Source organism: Hymenobacter guriensis (genome assembly GCF_015773195.1).
Classification (GTDB): domain Bacteria; phylum Bacteroidota; class Bacteroidia; order Cytophagales; family Hymenobacteraceae; genus Hymenobacter; species Hymenobacter guriensis.
The window spans coordinates 298,639-317,291 of record NZ_JADWYK010000004.1; the positions used below are offsets into that span (position 1 = coordinate 298,639).

Here is an 18,653-nt window from a genome sequence, read left to right on the forward strand (position 1 = left end):
CGAGCCGGGGTATGCAATACGTAGATTAAGGTCTTTTGGCCAGAAACACTCGGGTTATGGCCGGCACGTCCAACACTAGGCATACCTGACCACTGCCCAGCAGCGTAACGCCGCCAAACAGATCAATGGTATCCAGGGGTTGAGACATGGGTTTGATGACAATGTTCTGCTGTCGTACAAACCGGTCGACGATGAGGCCCAGCCGCCGGTTGTTGTAGTTGGCAATGATGATATCCTGCCGCCCGTGCAGCTCGCTGCGGTCGGCGGGAGGCAATGGTTCGTCGCCGGAGTGCAGCAGCTGCCGCAAACTCACCACCGGCACGTTTTCGCCCTGTACTTCGGCCAGGAGCATCCCGCCGACCACGTGCAGCTGCTGCGGCCACAATGACACCACCGAGTCGATGTGCATAAGCAGCAGGGCGTAGCTGCGGCCTTCCAGCTCAAAGAGCAAGGCGCCTTTGACGGCAATGGAGGTGGGCAATACCAGCGTGAAGGTAGTGCCCTTGCCCAGCTCTGAATCAACGCGCAACTGCCCGCCGAGGGAGTCGATGGCCAGCTTCACTACATCCAGGCCCACGCCCCGGCCCGAAATATCGGTTACTTCCTTGGCCATGGAAAAGCCGGGCTCAAACAGGAAAGCCCGCACGTCGCTGGGGCTGAGCGAGGCCGCAGCCCCGGCACTTACCAGCCCGCGCTCCACGGCTTTGCGCCGTACGCTTTCCACATCGATGCCCTGGCCATCATCGCGCACCTGAATCAGCACGTCGTCACGCTCCGTGGAAGCCAGGATGGCCAGCTCCCCGACCGGCGGCTTGCCAACCTTTTCGCGTTCGGCAGGCTGTTCGATGCCGTGCCCGATGGCGTTGCGCACCAGGTGCAGCAGCGCATCGGTAATGATCTGGAGGATGTTGCGGTCAATCTGAATATCCTGTCCGCTGATGGTGAGGTTGACTTCCTTTTGCTCGGCCGTCGCCACGTCGCGCACCACCCGCGGAAACTTGTTGAACAGGGACCCAACGTTTACCAGCCGGGCATCCATCACGCTGTACTGCAACTCGTCGGCAATGCGGTACAGGTGCGAGGCCACTGCCTGCAGGGCCGGGTTGCCGATTTCCTGGCCCAGGGTAAACACCCGGTCGCGATCGATAATCAGCTCCCCAACCAAGTTCAGCAGATGGTCTAGCTTCTTGATTTGGATATAGACCAGGTCCGACAGCTCCAGCTTGCGCGAGTCTTCGGCGGCCAGCTCACCGTCCAGAATGGGCTCTTCACCTTTCACCAGTCGGTCGAGGTTGGCCAGCAGCATGCTTGCCTCCGGCAGCGGCGCATCTTCGCCAATGGCCCGGATGATAACGCCAATGGTATCGATGCCGCCAAAGATGACGGGAATAACCGAGCCCGTAAACGCCTTTTCCTTGCTGCGAATCAGGCCGAAGATGGTCTCCATACCGTGGGCAATTTCGCCCAGCTCGTTGAAGCCCATGGCCCGCGCATTCGCCTTCAGGTTATGCATCAGCCGGAACAGCTCATTGAGCGCGGCGTCGGCCTGCGGGTTTTTCTCCAGCTCGCTGATATGGCGGCCCATGGCGTCGTAGTACTCCAACGCTTCCGCCATGAACATTTCGCGGTATTCCTGGTCCCGTGATTTCATCCGAGCGAGAGTTGGGAAACAGAACGGGCCTGCGCATGGACAGGCGACGCCGCGGAACCATACCGGTTGATAAACTCGGCAATACTATGCAAAGGCAACACCTGCGAAGCCAGCCCGGCCTGGATAACCGATTTAGGCATCCCGAATACCGTAGCCGACTGCTCGTTCTGGGCAATGATGGCGCCCCCCTGCGCCCGCACCAGTTGCGCGCCGGCTGTACCGTCACTTCCCAACCCACTCAGGATAACGCCGGTGACTTTACGCCCCATCGTACGGGCCAGGGAAGCCAGCAGCAGATCGATGGAAGGCACATCGAAGCCCGGCATTTCCGTGGAGAATTCGGTTTGCCAGCCCAGCCAGGGTCCGTTGCTGATCGGGCGCACCACCATATTCTGCCCCCCGGGAATGACCATGATCTTGCCGGGCTCCAGCCGCGACTCATGGCTGGCAGCCTGCACCGGCAGCGGGGATATGCGGCGTAAACGTTCCACGAACGAGTCCGTAAAATGAGCCGGCAGATGTACGGCTACCAGCACGGCCTGCTTCAGCGTAGATGACAATTGCTGTACAATTTGCTCCACGGCTTTGGTGCCGCCGGTAGAGCCGCCCAGCACAATAACCCCCTGAGGTGGGGCCAGCAAAGTAGCCGGGCGGGGAGCCGGGGCCGAAACCGAGGGTAATACTGCCCGAATTTTGCGCCAGAAATCAGCGCGCTGCTGGGCGGCGCCAGTATGCTCGCGGGGCAGCAGCGGCAGTATATAGTCGTATACCCCGAAGCGGGCCACCTCACGGAGCATGCCCGGCAGCGGTAGACCATTGGCATACAGCAGCACGGGCACAGGACGCACCTGATTAAGTTGGCTCAGGACGGGTAATGCACTTTCACCGGCAATAACCAGGCTGGGCCGCAGCCGCTGGCATTGCCGCACCAGATCCTCCGCAGTACCGCCTGAGCCTACCACCCGCATATCGGGCGCAACCGCCAGCCACCGGGTCAGCTCCAGGCGCGAAAGCCCTGGTAGCTCACCAAGCAAGACGGTATTAGGTGCTGGAGATAAGCGGATCACGGAAAATGGAAAGCGTGGCGAAAGGGTATAAATCGAGCCCATATGTTGACAACCAAAGCGGCTGCCAACCTAGCCCTTATTGAGCTTCGTCGGTATCGGAAGCTGCGTCGGCGGAGGAGCTGCCCTGCTGCAGGGCGGTGCTCACGATTTCCAGCACTTTCTCTTCCGAGAACGGCTTCACGATATACGCCACGGCGCCGCTTTCCAGTGCTTCGTTTACAATCACTTCCTGTCCAACGGCGCTGCACATTACGATGCGCACCTCCGGCTGCTCCTGCCGAATACCTTTCAGCACATCCAGGCCCGTGTTATCAGGTAGAATTACGTCGAGGGTAATAAGATCGGGCCGGGTGGCGGTGGCCATTTCCAGGGCCTGCTGGCCATTGGCTGCTTCGCCCACCACCTCGTAACCGGCGTCGGTGAGCATATTCTTCAGCATCGTGCGCATGTAGAACGAGTCGTCTACGATGAGAATGCGGTTTTTCATAAGTAAGGGAAACGGAGTGTAACGAGGAAAATGGTTGGGACTACGTACGGGAGCGTGTCCCGGAAGATTCTCCGCGTGTGTTCAGCTGCATGATTTCGGCGGGCGTCAGCAACTTCATCATGTCCAGCACAATGATGATGCGACCTTCCAGCCGGGCAATACCTTCAATGTATTTTTCCTGAATCCCGTTGTCTTGGATGAATTCGGGCGCTTTTTCGATGGCGGACACAGGCAAAGAAAGTGGTTGAGGAACCTCCCGCACCACAATGCCAATGGTGTAGTCCTTGGCTTCGATGGCCAGCGTATAGGACAGCCCGTCTGTAGTGGGCTGATGGCCTCGGCGCAAGCCAAACCGCTCCTCCAGATCAATGATGGCAATAATGTCGCCCCGCAGGTTGGCAATGCCCTTCACGAAAGCGGGCGTTTTGGGCATCTGCGCAATTTCCGGAGTGATGGTCACTTCCTTTACCTGCTCGATGCGCACACCATATTCCTCGCTGCCCAGCTTGAAAATAATCAGCTGAATAACGGCTTCCTGAATGACCTGTTTTTTACTGACGCTGGCTTCTGTTTGCATACTACTGCGCTTGAAACGCTACCGGGTTGGGGCCTGCGGTGAGCACCACCGCGTGGCCCCTAGCCGACGTCCGAAACTATTTGCCTTTGTTTTTGGAAGATTTACGGGGCGTGGCCTCCGGTTTATTATTGGCGGCCGGAGCGTCAGCACCCTTTTTAGGGGCAGAGGCCCGCGCTGGTTTCGCGGCGGCCTTGGCAGCCGGCTTGGCTTGGGCTATTGAGGGTCCCTTAGCCGGTGCGGCCGAACGCGCTGCCGACGTAGCCGGGCGGGCAGCCTGGCGCGTTACCGGCCCCTGCTGCCGCCGCACGGGCTGCTTGACTTCGGGCTTCACCTGCTGAACCATACGCCGCAGACCGCGCCGAACGGGTTCAGGCTCGGGCTCGGGCTCCACGAATTCGATCAGCTGGAAGTTGGACAGGCCCGCCTGCAGGTCATCGGCAATGTCGGCCAGCTTTTGGCTGGAAGCCGTGAGCTCCTGCATGCTCGAAGAAAGCTGCTTGGCCGTGCCGGCTACCTGTTGCGTGCCCGAAGCCGTCTGCTCAGCAATGGCTACCACTTCCTCCACGTACTTTACTACGTCGCCAATCGAGGTTTTCTGCACCTCGGTGGCCGTGAGGATGTCGCGGGAAGTGCGAAGTGTCTCGCCGCTGGAGGTGGCAATGTTCTTAAAGGCACTGGAGGCTTCAAACGTAGCGTTTTTGCCTTTGAGTACCCGGCCTTCCATGGTCGAAATAGCGGTAGCGGCGGAGGTCGTATCTTTCTTTACGTCTTCTACCAGCGTGGCAATTTCGTTGGCCGATTTGCGGGAGCCTTCGGCCAGCTTGCGGATTTCCTCGGCTACTACGGCGAAACCGCGGCCAGCTTCCCCGGCGCGGGCCGCTTCGATGGCGGCGTTCAGGGCCAGCAGGTTGGTTTGCGAGGCAATGTCGGTGATAACGCCCAGCGACTTGCTGATTTCCCCGGAACGGGTGCTCAGCACTTCAATGGTGCGGGCCGTCTGGGCGGCGGCGTTGGAAATTTCTTCCATGTTCTTCACCACCTCAGCTACCGTTTTCAGACCCAACTGCGAGGTTTGCTCACCCAGGATAGCGGCTTTGATACCGACGTCGGCCTTGCCGGCCGTTTCCTTGGTAGCTGTCATGATTTCCTCGATCAGCTTGAAGGCCTGGTCGGTCTTGAGGGCCTGGTTCTGGGCGCCTTCAGCCATCTGCTGCATGGCCAGGGCCACGTCCACCGTGACGCGGCTCATTTCCTGGCCTTTGCCGGCCATTTCCTCCGACGACGAGCCCACAATCAGGGACGAGTCGTTGATTTCGCCGAGCAGCTCGTTCAGGTTTTCCACGGCCAGGTTGAGGGCGTCGGACATGGCCATGATGTCGCCGGCAGTGGGTACTTCCACGCGCTGGGTCAGGTCGCCTTCCGAAATGGCGCGTACGACGCGGGCTACTTCCAGTACCGGCGAGGCAATGGATTCGAGCAGGGCGTTGAGCGTGTCCACGAGTTCTTTCCAGGAGCCCGACACCCCGCCTACCGTGGCGCGCTCGGTCAGCTTGCCTTCTACCCCAGCTACCTTGGCCACGCGGCTTACTTCCACGGCCAGGCGGTTCAGGTCGTCCACCATTCGGTTGATGGTTTCGGCCAGATCGGCTACTTCGCCTTTGGCTTCGAGGGTCAGCTTCTGGGTCAGGTCACCTTTGGATACGGCGGTTACTACCTTCACAATGCCCCGCACCTGCGTAGTAAGGTTGGAGGCCATGGTATTTACCCGGTCGGTCAGCTCTTTCCATACCCCGCTCACGCTGGGCACGTTGGCCTGACCACCGAGGCGGCCTTCGGTACCTACTTCAAGCGCCACGCGGGTTACCTCACCGGCAAAGATGTTGAGCGAGTCCACCATCCGGTTGATGTTGTCCTTCAGGTCGAGCAGCTCGCCTTTTACATCAACGGATACTTTCTGGCTCAGGTCTCCGCGGGCTACGGCAGTGGTTACGTTGGCAATGTCGCGCACCTGGCTGGTGAGCGAAGCGGCCATGAAGTTTACGTTGTCGGTGAGGTCTTTCCAGGTTCCTCGTACGTTGGGTACTACGGCCTGACCACCCAGCTTGCCTTCGGTGCCTACTTCGCGGGCCACGCGGGTTACTTCGTCGCCGAAGGTGTTGAGCGAGTCCACCATCTGGTTGAGGTTTTCCTTCAACTGGAAAAGCTCGCCCTTTACGTTTACCGTAATCTTCTGGCTTAGGTCACCGCGGGCTACGGCGGTAGCTACGTTGGCAATGTCGCGCACCTGAGAAGTCAGGTTGCTGGCCATCGTGTTTACGTTGTCGGTGAGGTCTTTCCAGGTACCCGAAACGTTCGGCACGTTGGCCTGGCCGCCCAGGATACCCTCGGTGCCTACTTCGCGGGCCACCCGGGTTACTTCGCCGGCGAAAATGTTCAGGGAGTCCACCATCTGGTTCAGAATGTTCTTCAGATCCAGCAGTTCCCCTTTCACATCGACCGTAATTTTCTGCGTCAGGTCACCTTTAGCTACGGCCGTGGCCACGTTGGCAATGTCGCGCACCTGAGAAGTCAGGTTGCTGGCCATCGTGTTTACGTTGTCGGTCAGTTCTTTCCAGGTACCGCCTACGCGGGGTACGTTGGCTTGGCCGCCCAGCTTCCCTTCCGTACCTACTTCGCGGGCCACGCGGGTTACTTCCCCGGCAAAGATGTTCAGGGAGTCCACCATCTGGTTCAAGATGTTCTTGAGCTCCAGGATTTCGCCCTTCACGTTCACCGTCATTTTCTGCGACAAGTCGCCGCGGGCTACGGCGGTAGCTACGTTGGCAATGTCCCGTACCTGGCTCGTCAAGTTCGAAGCCATGTAGTTTACATTGTCAGTCAGCTCCTTCCACACGCCGGCCACGTTCGGAACCGAGGCCTGGCCGCCCAACTTGCCTTCCGCGCCTACCTCGAGAGCCACGCGGGTTACTTCGCCAGCGAACAGGTTCAGCGAGTCCACCATCTGGTTCAGGTTCTGCTTCAACTGCAGCAGCTCCCCTTTTACATCAACGGTGATTTTCTGGCTCAAGTCGCCGCGGGCTACGGCCGTGGCTACGTTGGCAATGTCGCGCACCTGAGAAGTCAGGTTGGCGGCCATGGTGTTTACGTTGTCCGTCAGGTCTTTCCAGGTACCGGCTACGTTGGGCACTACGGCCTGACCGCCGAGGCGGCCTTCGGTGCCTACTTCCTGGGCCACGCGCGTTACCTCGCCGGCGAACAGGTTGAGCGAGTCCACCATCTGGTTCAGGTTCTGCTTCAACTGTAGCAGCTCCCCTTTTACGTCTACTGTAATCTTCTGGGTCAGGTCACCCTTGGCTACGGCCGTGGCCACGTTGGCAATGTCGCGCACCTGAGAAGTCAGGTTGCTGGCCATGTTGTTTACGTTGTCGGTAAGGTCTTTCCAAACCCCGCCCACGTTCGGCACCGATGCCTGGCCACCCAGCTTTCCTTCGGTACCTACTTCCTGGGCCACGCGGGTTACTTCGCCTGCGAACAGGTTCAGGGAGTCCACCATCTGGTTCAGGTTCTGCTTCAGCTGCAGCAGCTCCCCTTTTACATCTACCGTAATCTTCTGGGTCAGGTCACCCTTGGCTACGGCGGTAGCTACGTTGGCAATGTCGCGCACCTGAGAAGTCAGGTTGCTGGCCATGTTGTTTACGTTGTCGGTAAGGTCTTTCCAGATGCCGCCCACGTTCGGTACCGAGGCCTGGCCACCCAGCTTTCCTTCGGTACCTACTTCCTGGGCCACGCGGGTTACCTCGCCGGCGAAAACGTTGAGGTTGTCAATCGTTTTGTTGATGGTTTCGGCCATCACCTTGAAGTCGCCGGATACCGGAATCTGGAAGGATTCGTCGAGGTTGCCGCGGCTGATGTTCTTCAGTACTTTGCCTACCTCCAATACCGGCACGGCAATGCTGTCTACCAGGCCGTTGATATTGTTGATCATGTCGCGCCAGAAACCGGCGGCATTTTCAGCCGATGCCCGGGCTTTCAGGTTGCCTTCCACCCCGGCCACCTTCGAAATGCGCGACACTTCACCGCCTACCCCGCCAATCATTTCCACCATGGAATTGTAGGCTTCGGCTATTTCGGCGAAGATGTCGTCGTTCTGCTTGGTGAGGCGCACCGATACGTCGCCTTTCTTAAAGGCATCGAGGGCGTAGAGCACGCGGTTAAGCTGCTCGTTGACGTAGTCCGGGGCCTGGTCGGCTATTTCGGCCCGCACCACTCCCCGCTTGCGCGTGCTGTCACTCGTAACGGCCGTGCCTTTCTTGGAAGGCGCCGCTTCGGACTGCCCGTTGCGCGGAGGCGTTACCGGCGCGTCGGTAGCGGCAGTAACAGAAGAATCGGCGGATTTAGCGGCGCGGGTGGGTTTGCCAGAAGCCATATACTATGGAATTGCGAAGCCGGAAATAAAGGCGGTGCAGATGAAGACAAGCCGGAAATCAGCCCTTTTCGTCAGACCGACAAAGGTAACAAAACTGGTAAACCAGCCTAACTCACCGGCATTTTTCCTGGTTTGCCGCGCTATATAGCTCAATCATCATCTGCTGAACTAGTTACTGGCCTATTGTGTAGTAGACTCCCGGCTTTATTTCAACTTTATCTGGATGAATAAAATACCGGGCCGGAATATTGCAGCATCTTTGCGGCAAAATTCAACTTCCCTGCGCTGCTTCCCGTTCTACTCAAGAAAATAACGGCAGCCCCCGCCCTGCTTCCTCCTATATGGTTAAGAATCTAGTCATTGTCGAGTCCCCAGCCAAGGCCAAAACCATCGAAGGTTACCTGGGCAAGGACTTCATCGTAAAATCCAGCTTTGGCCACGTGCGTGATTTGCCGAAGGATAACAATGCCATTGACATTGCTAATGGCTTCAAGCCTACCTACGTCGTATCGCCCGATAAACGCGAAATCATCAGCCAGCTGAAGAAGCTGGCCAAGGAAGCCGAAACTGTGTGGCTGGCCAGTGACGATGACCGCGAAGGGGAGGCCATTAGCTGGCACCTGGCCGAAACCCTGAACCTGACCGGCGGCGACAAAACGCGCCGTATCGTGTTTCGCGAAATCACCAAGAACGCCATTCTCACGGCCATCGACAACCCCCGGGAAATAGACCTGAACCTGGTAAACGCCCAGCAGGCCCGCCGCGTGCTCGACCGGCTGGTGGGGTTTGAGCTGAGCCCGGTACTCTGGAAAAAAGTAAAAGCCGGCCTCTCAGCAGGGCGTGTGCAGAGTGTGGCCGTACGCTTGGTAGTGGAGCGGGAGCGGGAAATCAGCCAATTCAAAACGTCCTCCGCCTACCGCGTGGTAGCCCGCTTTGATGCCGGCCGCGGGGCCGTGCTGGAAGCCGAGCTGCCAAAGCGCTTTGCCGCCCGCGAAGATGCTGAAGCCTTCCTGACGCGCAGCGTGGGAGCCAGCTACCGCATCGAAAACCTGGAGAAAAAGCCCGGCAAGCGCAGCCCCGCGCCGCCGTTTACTACCTCTACCCTGCAGCAGGAAGCCTCGCGTAAGCTGGGATTCTCGGTGGCCCAGACCATGAGCGTGGCCCAGAAGCTCTACGAAGCCGGCCGCATCAGCTACATGCGCACCGATTCCGTGAACCTCTCGCAGGATGCGCTGGCGGCGGCCAAAGTGGCCATTTCGCAAGCCTACGGCGAAGAATACGCCCACACCCGCCAATTTAAAACCAAGTCGGCCTCGGCTCAGGAAGCCCACGAAGCCATCCGGCCCACGGACTTTGCGCTGGTAAAAGCCGGCGAGGACTCCGCCGAGCAGCGCCTCTACGACCTGATCCGCAAGCGCGCCCTGGGCTCCCAGATGGCCGACGCGGTGATTGAGCGCACAGTGGCTACTATCGGCATCAGCACCCAACCCGGCGTGACGCTTACGGCTACGGGCGAGGTTATTACCTTCGAAGGCTTCCTGAAAGCCTACGCCGAGAGCAAGGACGATGACGAGCAGGATGAAGCTGCGGAATCGTCGTTTTCACGCGGCTTACCGCCCTTGAGTGTGGGCCAGGACCTACCTCTGCAGGTGCTGCGCGCTACCGAGCGGTATGCCTCCCCGGCGGCGCGCTACACGGAGGCTTCCCTGGTGAAAAAGATGGAGGAAATGGGCATCGGCCGGCCTTCCACCTACGCGCCTACCATCAGTACCATTCAGAAGCGCGGCTACGTGGAAAAAGACACTCGTGAAGGCAAGGAGCGTAAGTTTCATGTGCTCACGCTGGATGGCGACACGGTGAAAACCGAGGTAAAGACTGAAAATTACGGAGCCGACAAAGCCAAGCTGTTCCCGACGGACACGGCCATGGTCGTAACGGATTTCCTGGTAGAGCACTTCCCCGTGATTGTGGACTTTCAGTTCACGGCCAAGGTAGAAGACGAGTTTGACCGCATTGCCGATGGCCAGGAGGTATGGACGGATATGCTGGCCGGCTTCTACACCACCTTCCACGAAACGGTAGAGCGTGGGCAGGACATCGAGCGCAGCACGCTGGGCAGCACCCGCGAAATCGGCATCCACCCCGAAACCGGCCAAAAGCTGACGGCTCGCCTAGGGCGTTTTGGGCCGTACGTGCAGATTGAGCCGCTGGAAGGTGCCCCCGAAGGCGAAAAGGCCGTGTATGCCAGCCTGCGCAAGGGGCAGTTCATCGAGAATATCACCCTGGAAGAAGCGCTGGAGCTGTTTAAGCTACCGCGCGTGGTGGGCGAGTTCGAAGACAAGGCCATGACGGCCGCGCTCGGCCGCTTCGGCCCCTACATCCGCCACGACAGCAAGTTTTACTCGCTCACCAAGGAGCAGGACCCGCACACCATCACGGCTCAGGAAGGCATTGATCTGATTGAAGCCAAACGCAAGTCGGACTCGGAGCGCCTGATTAAAACTTTCCCTGGCCGCGAAGACGTGCAGGTACTAAATGGCCGTTTCGGCCCTTACATCGTAGTGGGCAAGAAGAACGTGAAGATTCCGAAAGGCGAAGAACCCATTGAGCTGACCCTGGAACGCTGCCTGGAGCTGGCTGACGCCACGCCGGATAAACCAGCCAAAGGCGGCCGCTTCGGAAAGAAAGCTGCGCCTGCCGCCGAGGAAAAAGCGGATACGCCCGCCAAGAAACCGGCCGCCAAAAAGCCAGCGGCGAAAAAGCCGGCCGCTAAGAAGGCTGCTCCTAAAACAGCCGCTTCCAAAACGGCCAGCAAGGCTAAGTAAAGTTTCTTTCGCGCCATTCCGCGCAGCAAAAAGGCTCCGGCGTTAGCCGGGGCCTTTTTTGTTGTAGGTTGGATGAAATACCAAGCTGATGGAGCCGTTAGGAAGGCTGCATTGAACTTGCCATTTTCTATACTGATGATGCCTATCCTACTGTTGCTGCTCGCCACACTTGGCAACCCTATACCGGCCGAATCTGCTCCGGCCCGGCAAGCCGGGACTGCGCAAACCCTTGTCTCCGGCCGGGCTCAGGACTATGCTTGGCTGGCAGCCGGGCGCTACAACGCCCGCCAGACGCTAGCCTCTCGGTTTACTCCACCCCAAGGCTACCAGCGTGTGGATGTACTACCGGCCTCTTTTGGGGCGTGGCTGCGGTATCTGCCTTTGCTGCCGGGGAAACCGCCGGTGAGGCTGCACAATGGGCAGCTGAAAAACCGCCAGGATGTACACGCAGCCGTGCTGGACCTCGACGTAGGCAATCAGGATCTGCAGCAGTGCGCCGATGCGGTTATCCGCTTGCGGGCCGAGTACCAGTTCAGCCGACAGCCCAACCAGATTCATTTTCACCTCACCAGCGGCCACGATATCCGCTTTCAGGACTGGTACTCAGGTACGGGGTTTCGGGTGACGGGCAACAGCGTGCAGCCTGCCCCACGCCCCGCCGAAGCACCCAGCCACGCCAGCCTCCGCCGCTACCTCGACCGGATATTCACTTACGCCGGTACCCTGTCGCTGAGCAAGGAACTGCGGCCTGTTCCCTTAGCGCAGGTGCGCCCCGGCGACGTACTGATTCACGGTGGCTCGCCGGGCCACGCGGTGCTGGTGCTGGACGTAGCGGTGCAATCCAGCACCGGCCGCCGCGTAGCCCTGCTGGCGCAAAGCTACATGCCTGCCCAACAGATGCACGTCTTGAAGAATCTGGAGGCTCCGGGCCTGGGCGCCTGGTTCTTTCTCGATCCGCAGGCTGACCAGGTACTTACGCCTGAGTGGACGTTCGAGCGCACCGAATTGGGCCGGTTTGAGTAGCGCAGCAGCAGCGGTACTGCTCCGAACCACACGGGCCCAGACAAGGTATATACCTGACGAATCTATTATCCCCGCTACCTATGAAAAAGAAAATCGTGGCCCTCACCGGGGCCGGCATTTCGGCTGAAAGCGGCCTGGCTACTTTCCGGGGCTCCGATGGGCTGTGGGAAGGTCACCGCATCGAGGACGTGGCCACGCCCGAGGGCTGGGCCAAAAACCCCGAACTGGTGCTGGAGTTCTACAACCAGCGCCGGGGCGCTGCCCGTGCCGCGGAGCCCAACGCCGGCCACCTGGCCCTGGCCGCGCTGGAGCAGGACTTTGACGTAGTGATTGTAACCCAGAACGTGGATGACCTGCACGAGCGGGCCGGCTCCTCGCACGTTATTCATCTGCACGGCCAGCTGTTTGAGTCGCGCAGCTCCTACTTCGAGCAACTGGTGTACCCCATGGAATCGGACCGGATAGAGCTGGGCGACCTGTGCGAGAAAGGCCACCAGCTCAGGCCCAACATCGTGTGGTTTGGCGAGGCGGTGCCACTGATGGAGCGCGCCGTAGAGGAAGCCACTACGGCCGATGTGTTTCTGGTGGTGGGCACTTCCCTACAGGTGTACCCGGCGGCCGGGCTCGTCAACTACGTCCGGCCGGGCACGCCCATCTATATCATCGACCCTAGTCGCCCGCCGGTTTCAGCCCGCCCCGATCTGCACTTCATCACCGAGCCCGCCACCACCGGCGTGCCCAAAGTGGCCGCCGAACTGATGCGCGCCGAAAGCTGATTCTGGCTGACCTCAGCAGGCAAAAGCCCCGCCGCATCTTTGCGGCGGGGCTTTTTGCATTAAACCAGATGGGCTTGGCGCGCTACTGAATTACCAGCTTCTGCACCTGGGTCGATTCGCCGCTCGTCACGCGCAGCAGGTAGAGGCCACTCTTGAGCGACTGGCAATCCAGCTGCAGCTCGCCGTTGGCAAAAGTCGTACGCTGGAGCATTTCCTGGCCGCTTACCGTGGTGATGCGCACGCCTACGGGCAATTTGGCATCGTGGCCGCTCAGGCGCAGCTGCAACGTACGGCCGGCGGGCAGCGGGTTCGGGTACACCTCCACGCCGAAGGGGCCGCTGGCCGCTTTGGTCTTGGCATCCGTAGCCGTGGTGAGCGTGGTAGTGCCAGCGGAACCGGTCAGGGCAGTGACTTTGGTGATGCGGATCCAGTTGATATTCCAGCCACTGGTTTGGGCAAACACCCCGAAGTTGTAGGTGCCCGCATTGACGTTCACGTTCTTGGAAACCGTCGTCCAGTTCTGCCAGCCACCAGTAGCCGGAATGGCCACATTGCCCAGCTGCACGGAGCCAGCGTTCAGATCCGACGACAACGTACCACCGCTGGGGCTAGCTACGCGGTACTCCAGCTTATAAGTGCCCGAAGTGGGAAAGTTGACGTTGTTGTAGGCCATCCAGTCGCCGGCATCGATGTAGGCCACGTTCTGGCCACCTTCCGAGCAGTTTTCCAACTGTACGCCGTTCATGGCCGAGTAGCTTTCTGCCTGCAGCGTAACGCTAGAGGTAGTTGGAGTGCTTGTTTTCTGGTATACCCGTACATAGTCAACGTACATGGTAGCGGGCAACTTGCTTTCGTCTACCGTCTGGCCGGGCCAGTTGCCGGCTACCGCCAGGTTCAGGAGCAGGAAAAAGGGCCGCTGAAACTCCTCGGTACCGCCGGTGTTGCCGGTAATGTTGATTTCGTGGTACTTCACTCCATCCACAAACCAGCGGATGTAGGTGGGCTCCCATTCCACCGTGTACACGTGGTAGTTCTGGGGCGTCGTCACGATGTTGCCGCCGTACTCGGCATGGCCGTTGCTGTCCCAGTGCACTGTGCCGTACACCTTGCTTTCGGAGTTGATGTGCTCCATCACGTCGATTTCGCCGCAAGCCGGCCAGCCAACCTGTCCGATGTTGGCGCCCAGCATCCAGAAAGCCGGCCACAGGCCCTGGCCAAGTGGCATCTTGATGCGCGCCTCTATCTTGCCGTAGGTGAATTGCTTGATGCCCTGCGTTTTCATCCGGGCCGAGGTGTAGGGCAACCCGCCTACATTTTCTCTCCGGGCCGTAATCATCAGGTCCGTGCCATTCACGGTGGCGTTGGCGCGCTGGTAGTACTGCTTTTCGTTGTTGCCCCAGCCGCCACCGCCGGTTTCAAACACCCAGCTGGAGCTGATGCTACCATTAAATTCATCGGCCCAGACCTGCTGGTAGGTTTGCGCCTGGGCTACTTGGGTGGCGCCGGCCAATGCCAGAGCGCCACAAAATGTGGTAAAGAGTTTCTTCATGATGGTGGGGTTGTGGAAAAGAGGTAGGTCGGGAAAATCGGGGCCTCCAAGGCTGCCGGATGCAGTCTTGGAAACAGTAGCAATATATCGGGTCGGTCAGTGCAATGTCAACTTTTGAAAACGCCTTATATGGTGCTAAAACCATGTTTTTTTCATCTTTTTATCACTTACGTCACACGCGTTGATGTGCCCGATCAGGCAATAAGCCCGATATAAGCCACCATTAGGTATGGCAGATAAAGCGGTTAGAAAACAAGCAAAAAAGCAGGATTTTGCACAGGAAATTTTTAATATATTGTAATAGCAGGCCAGTTTTGACAAGGCATTTTCAAACTACCGGCTCCAACCGGCCTTATACACTTGGCTGCTTCCGGGTGAACCCCTAATAAAATGTGCTGCTGACAGACAGAAAATTTCATTTATCAGATTAAGAAATGTTAATCCGGCCTTATCTCCGTTCAGCTTTCTGCGTAAGGAAGGCACTTCCCGTTCGGATTTCCCTTCCAGCTACATGCTCAACCCTTACTTCCGGCTGCTGGCTGCTGCGCTGTTGCTTACGGCAACGTGCCCGGCGCTGGCGCAGACTGCCCCGGCCCATACTGTTTTCCTGCTCGGCAACACCGCCACCACCGCGCCTACTCCCGCTCACCTGCAGGCTCTGCGCCGTACCCTAGAGCAGCAAACCGGCCCGTTTACCCTTGTCCACCTTGGCGACATCGTGGGCAATGAAAGTCTGGCCGGCAAGCAGGACAGCAGCGCGGCTGGTCAGAAGGCCCGGGCCGATGTGCTTATTAACCTGCTCACCGGGTTGCCCAATGGTAAGCTTTACTTTGTGCCTGGTGATAAGGACTGGGCCAACTCCGGCCCCGAGGGCTTGAAGCGCGTGCGCCGGCTGGAAGAGTACATCGAGAAGCGCCTGCCCGGCCAGAACGCCTTCGTACCCACGGGTGGCTGCCCCGGCCCTGAAGTGGTGGATATTGCCCCCAACGTGCGTCTGGTAGCCATCAACTCGCCCTGGTGGACGCACCCCTACGACCGGCCCGAAGCGCCCGACACCGACTGCAAGACGATGACCCAGGAGGAATTCCGGGAGCAGCTGCAGGATATTCTGGATGACACCAAGGGCAAAAACGTGCTGCTGGTTGGCCACCAGCCCGTCGTCAGTAATGGCATCTACGGCGGCCACATGCCCGTGCTGCGCCACTTTCTGCCCCCGCTGGTGGGCTCGTTCTACACGGCCTACCGCCAGAACGTAGGCTCCCCGCGCGACATGGCCAACCCGGCCTACCAGAACTTCCGCAAGGAGTTGCTGAATACGCTGCAGGAAAACCCCGGTGTGGTGTACGCCGCCGCCCACGACTATAGCCTGCAGCTCACTCCGTTGGCCGGCAACTACCACCTCGTAGCCGGCTCCTTCACAGAAAAGCAGCACGTGGGCGCCAATGCCAAATCCCTATACAACAAGTCTGAAGAAGGCTTTTCCAAGCTCGAATATTACGAGGACGGTACTGTTAAAACGGCTTTTTACACCTTCCAAGGTACTACCGAAGCGGTAAAGGAATCCTACGCGGGTACGCTGTTCCAGAGTGCCTGCCAGGAGCCACGCCTGCCGGGTATACCCGTCAATGCCTTTATTCCCGAGTGCCCTACGGCCCCACGCGGGGTAGCCAATGCCAAACCCGACGCGCCTTTTGTGGCTACCACTACTGTAACACCCGGCCCGCAGTACAAGGGTGGCCCCGGCAAGCGGTTTTTCCTGGGGCCCCTCTACCGCACGTCCTGGACGCAGCCAGTGCAGGTGCCCACGCTCAACTTGGCTACCGATAAAGGTGGCCTGCGGCCCTTTGGCCGGGGCGGCGGACGGCAGACGACTTCGCTCAAGCTCATTGCCGCCGACTCCTCCGAGTACGTGTTCCGCTCGGTGGACAAAGACGTGACCAAGATCCTGCCTCCGGAGCTGCGCAACTCCATTGCCGCCGACGTGCTGCGCGACATCACGCCCACGGCCCACCCCTACTCCGCCCTGGCCGTGTCGTCCCTGCTTGATCAGACCGATATTCTGCACGCCCGGCCGCGCCTGTTTGTGCTGCCCGACAACCAGCAACTCGGTCCCTACCGCGACCAGTACGCCGGCCTGCTGGGCACTTTGGAAGACCGCCCCGTGGACCCCAAGCCCAACCTACCCGGCTTTGGCGGGGCCGACGATGTGCGCCGCTCGTTCAGCTTTTTCCGCCAACTCTACAAGGACCACGACAACCGCATCGACGCCGTGGCCCTAGGCAAGGCCCGTGCTTTTGATATGCTGGTGGCCGACTTCGGCAAGCACGAGGACAACTGGAAATGGGCCGGCTACAAGCAAGGCAACACGACCATCTACAAGCCCATTCCGCGCGACCGGGACCAGTCGTTTACCCTCTGGAACGGGCTGCTGACCTGGACGGCCAACCGCGAATGGGCTGTGCCCAGCATTGAGGACTTCCAGAGCGAGTTTCACGACATGGAAAGCCTGAACTGGCCGGCCCGCCATTTGGACAGGTTCCTGCTGCAGTCCCTTACGCGGGAGCAGTGGCAGGACGTAGGCAAGTACTTGCAGCAGCAGATTACCCCCGCCGCCATCGACCAGGCTACCGCCCAGTTTCCCCAGGAAATTCAGGCGTTGTCCGGTCAGGAAATCAACCGCAAGCTGAAAGCCCGCATTCAGGAGCTGCCCAAAGCACTGGATGAGTACTACCTGATGCTGGCCAAGCGCGTGGACGTAGTAGGCTCCAACAAGAGCGAAGTGTTCCAGGCCGAACGCCTCCCCGACGGCAACCTGCGCGTGCGTATGTTCGACAAGGCCAAGGGCACCGACCAGCCCGAGGGTGAGCCGCTGTTCGACCGCACCTTCAAGCGCAAGGAAACCGACGAAGTAAGCCTCTACGGCCTCGGCGACGACGATATTTTCACCGTTACGGGCCAGGCCCCGCACAGCGTACTCCTGCGCATCATCGGCGGCGACGGCAAAGACCGAATTACGGATGAATCGGGTGTATCCGGCCTGCGCGCCCTCACGAAAGTGTACGACGTGCCCGACACGGAGCTGAAGCTGAGCAAGGAAAGTGACAACCGCACTTCCACCAAACTCGAAGTAAACCGCTACGACCGGGAGCAGTTCGAGTACGATGGCTACAACCCACGTGCTACGCTCATCTTCAACCAGAGTGATGGATTCGGGGCTGGCGCGGGCTTCGACATTGTGCACCAGGGCTTCCGCAAGCCCGGCTTCAAGAACCTGTACGGCATCGATATTCAGGGCTCCACTAACGGCAACTTCCAGGTTTCATTGAATTCGCGCTACCGCTACGCCATCAGGAAGTGGGATATTGGCCTGCGTACCGAGTACGGCAACTACTTCCAGTATTACAACTTCTTCGGCCTCGGCAACCAGACTACCAAGGACGAAAACCTGTACAACGACAACTTCTACAAGGCACGCTACAAAGGCTACACTGCCAACGCTTTCCTGGAGCGCACCTTCTTGCAGCGTAGCCTCTTCCGCATCGGCCCCAGCTACGAGCATTATAAATCCAACTACACGGCCAACTCCCTGCTGGGCTCCGAAAATCCTAGTCCCATTCCCGACGACCTGCGGCCCAACACCCAGTTTCAGCGGCTGGTGGGACTGAACGCCGTGCTGGACCTTGATTTGCGCGACCGGCAGAGCTTTGCCCGGCGCGGGGTGCGCCTGCGGGCCCAGCACGACTCCTACCGTCAGCTCAACCAGGCCAGAGCAAACTTCGGGCTTACCCAGGCCTTCGGCGAGTTCTACGGCACGGCCCGCCTGCTCGTGCCCGCTACGCTGGTGGTGAAAGTGGGCGGCGCCAAAAACTACGGCGACCGTAACCAGATTCCCTTCTACAAATACACCAATCTGGGCTTACGCGAGGGTTTGCGCGGCTACGTGCGCAACCGCTTCACCGGCGACGCCAGTGCCTACCTCAACACCGAACTGCGCCTGGCTCTGGGCCAAAGTAAAAACTCCATCCTGCCCTTCTACTACGGCGTGTTCGGGTTCTACGACCAGGGCCGCGTGTACTACCGCGGCGCCTCGCCCACCGGCTGGCACGCGGGCTACGGCGGTGGCTTCTACATCGCACCCGTCACCGAGCAGCTGGCTTTGTCCATTTCCTACCAGACCTCCGAGGAAGAAAGCGCCCTGCTTCAGTTCGGCGTTGGGTTTAGGATTGACCAGTAGAACTGAGACAGAAGGGCCCTGCTACGGAACGACAAGTA

10 protein-coding genes are annotated in these 18,653 nt (G+C 59.4%); 4 read left to right on the forward strand and 6 right to left on the reverse strand.

What is annotated here, in order from left to right; all coding sequences use genetic code 11:
- Positions 1-25: 25 nt before the first annotated feature.
- From I5L79_RS09320 to I5L79_RS09340, 5 genes are all read right to left on the reverse strand, one after another.
- The gene (locus I5L79_RS09320; RefSeq protein ID WP_196954760.1) at positions 26-1,651 is read right to left on the reverse strand and encodes a chemotaxis protein CheA; all 1,626 of its coding nucleotides are present in this window, start codon (positions 1,649-1,651) and stop codon (positions 26-28) included.
- The gene (locus tag I5L79_RS09325; protein WP_196954761.1) at positions 1,648-2,718 is read right to left on the reverse strand and encodes a chemotaxis protein CheB; all 1,071 of its coding nucleotides are present in this window, start codon (positions 2,716-2,718) and stop codon (positions 1,648-1,650) included. The genes I5L79_RS09320 and I5L79_RS09325 overlap by 4 nt, the downstream gene beginning before the upstream one ends.
- 76 nt (positions 2,719-2,794) lie before the next feature.
- Complete coding sequence (locus I5L79_RS09330) at positions 2,795-3,205, reverse strand: response regulator (RefSeq protein WP_196954762.1); 411 nt, start codon at positions 3,203-3,205, stop codon at positions 2,795-2,797.
- 40 nt (positions 3,206-3,245) lie between these two features.
- Positions 3,246-3,782 carry a chemotaxis protein CheW gene (locus I5L79_RS09335; protein ID WP_196954763.1) on the reverse strand — a complete coding sequence of 179 codons (537 nt, stop codon included), beginning with the start codon at positions 3,780-3,782 and terminating at the stop codon, positions 3,246-3,248.
- A 76-nt stretch (positions 3,783-3,858) separates the two neighbouring features.
- Positions 3,859-8,208, reverse strand: coding sequence for a methyl-accepting chemotaxis protein (locus I5L79_RS09340; RefSeq protein ID WP_196954764.1), 4,350 nt, complete (start codon positions 8,206-8,208; stop codon positions 3,859-3,861).
- A 341-nt stretch (positions 8,209-8,549) separates the two neighbouring features.
- Here I5L79_RS09340 and topA point away from each other — a divergent pair, with 341 nt between their 5' ends.
- The 3 genes from topA (at position 8,550) to I5L79_RS09355 (ending at position 12,832) form a co-directional block, all read left to right on the forward strand.
- Positions 8,550-11,033: a type I DNA topoisomerase gene (gene topA / locus I5L79_RS09345; RefSeq protein WP_196954765.1), complete on the forward strand. Its 2,484-nt coding sequence runs from the start codon at positions 8,550-8,552 to the stop codon at positions 11,031-11,033.
- 135 nt (positions 11,034-11,168) lie between these two features.
- Entirely contained in the window at positions 11,169-12,056 is an 888-nt protein-coding gene (locus tag I5L79_RS09350; RefSeq protein ID WP_196954766.1) for a DUF4846 domain-containing protein, read from the forward strand.
- An 80-nt stretch (positions 12,057-12,136) separates the two neighbouring features.
- Positions 12,137-12,832, forward strand: coding sequence for an SIR2 family NAD-dependent protein deacylase (locus I5L79_RS09355; RefSeq protein WP_196954767.1), 696 nt, complete (start codon positions 12,137-12,139; stop codon positions 12,830-12,832).
- A gap of 82 nt (positions 12,833-12,914) precedes the next feature.
- Here I5L79_RS09355 and I5L79_RS09360 read toward each other — a convergent pair whose 3' ends face one another.
- Entirely contained in the window at positions 12,915-14,381 is a 1,467-nt protein-coding gene (locus tag I5L79_RS09360; protein WP_196954768.1) for a carbohydrate-binding protein, read from the reverse strand.
- Between the two features lie 511 nt (positions 14,382-14,892).
- On the opposite strand from I5L79_RS09360, the gene I5L79_RS09365 reads away from it, so the two are divergent.
- Positions 14,893-18,615 carry a BamA/TamA family outer membrane protein gene (locus I5L79_RS09365; RefSeq protein WP_196954769.1) on the forward strand — a complete coding sequence of 1,241 codons (3,723 nt, stop codon included), beginning with the start codon at positions 14,893-14,895 and terminating at the stop codon, positions 18,613-18,615.
- The last annotated feature ends 38 nt before the right edge of the window (positions 18,616-18,653 follow it).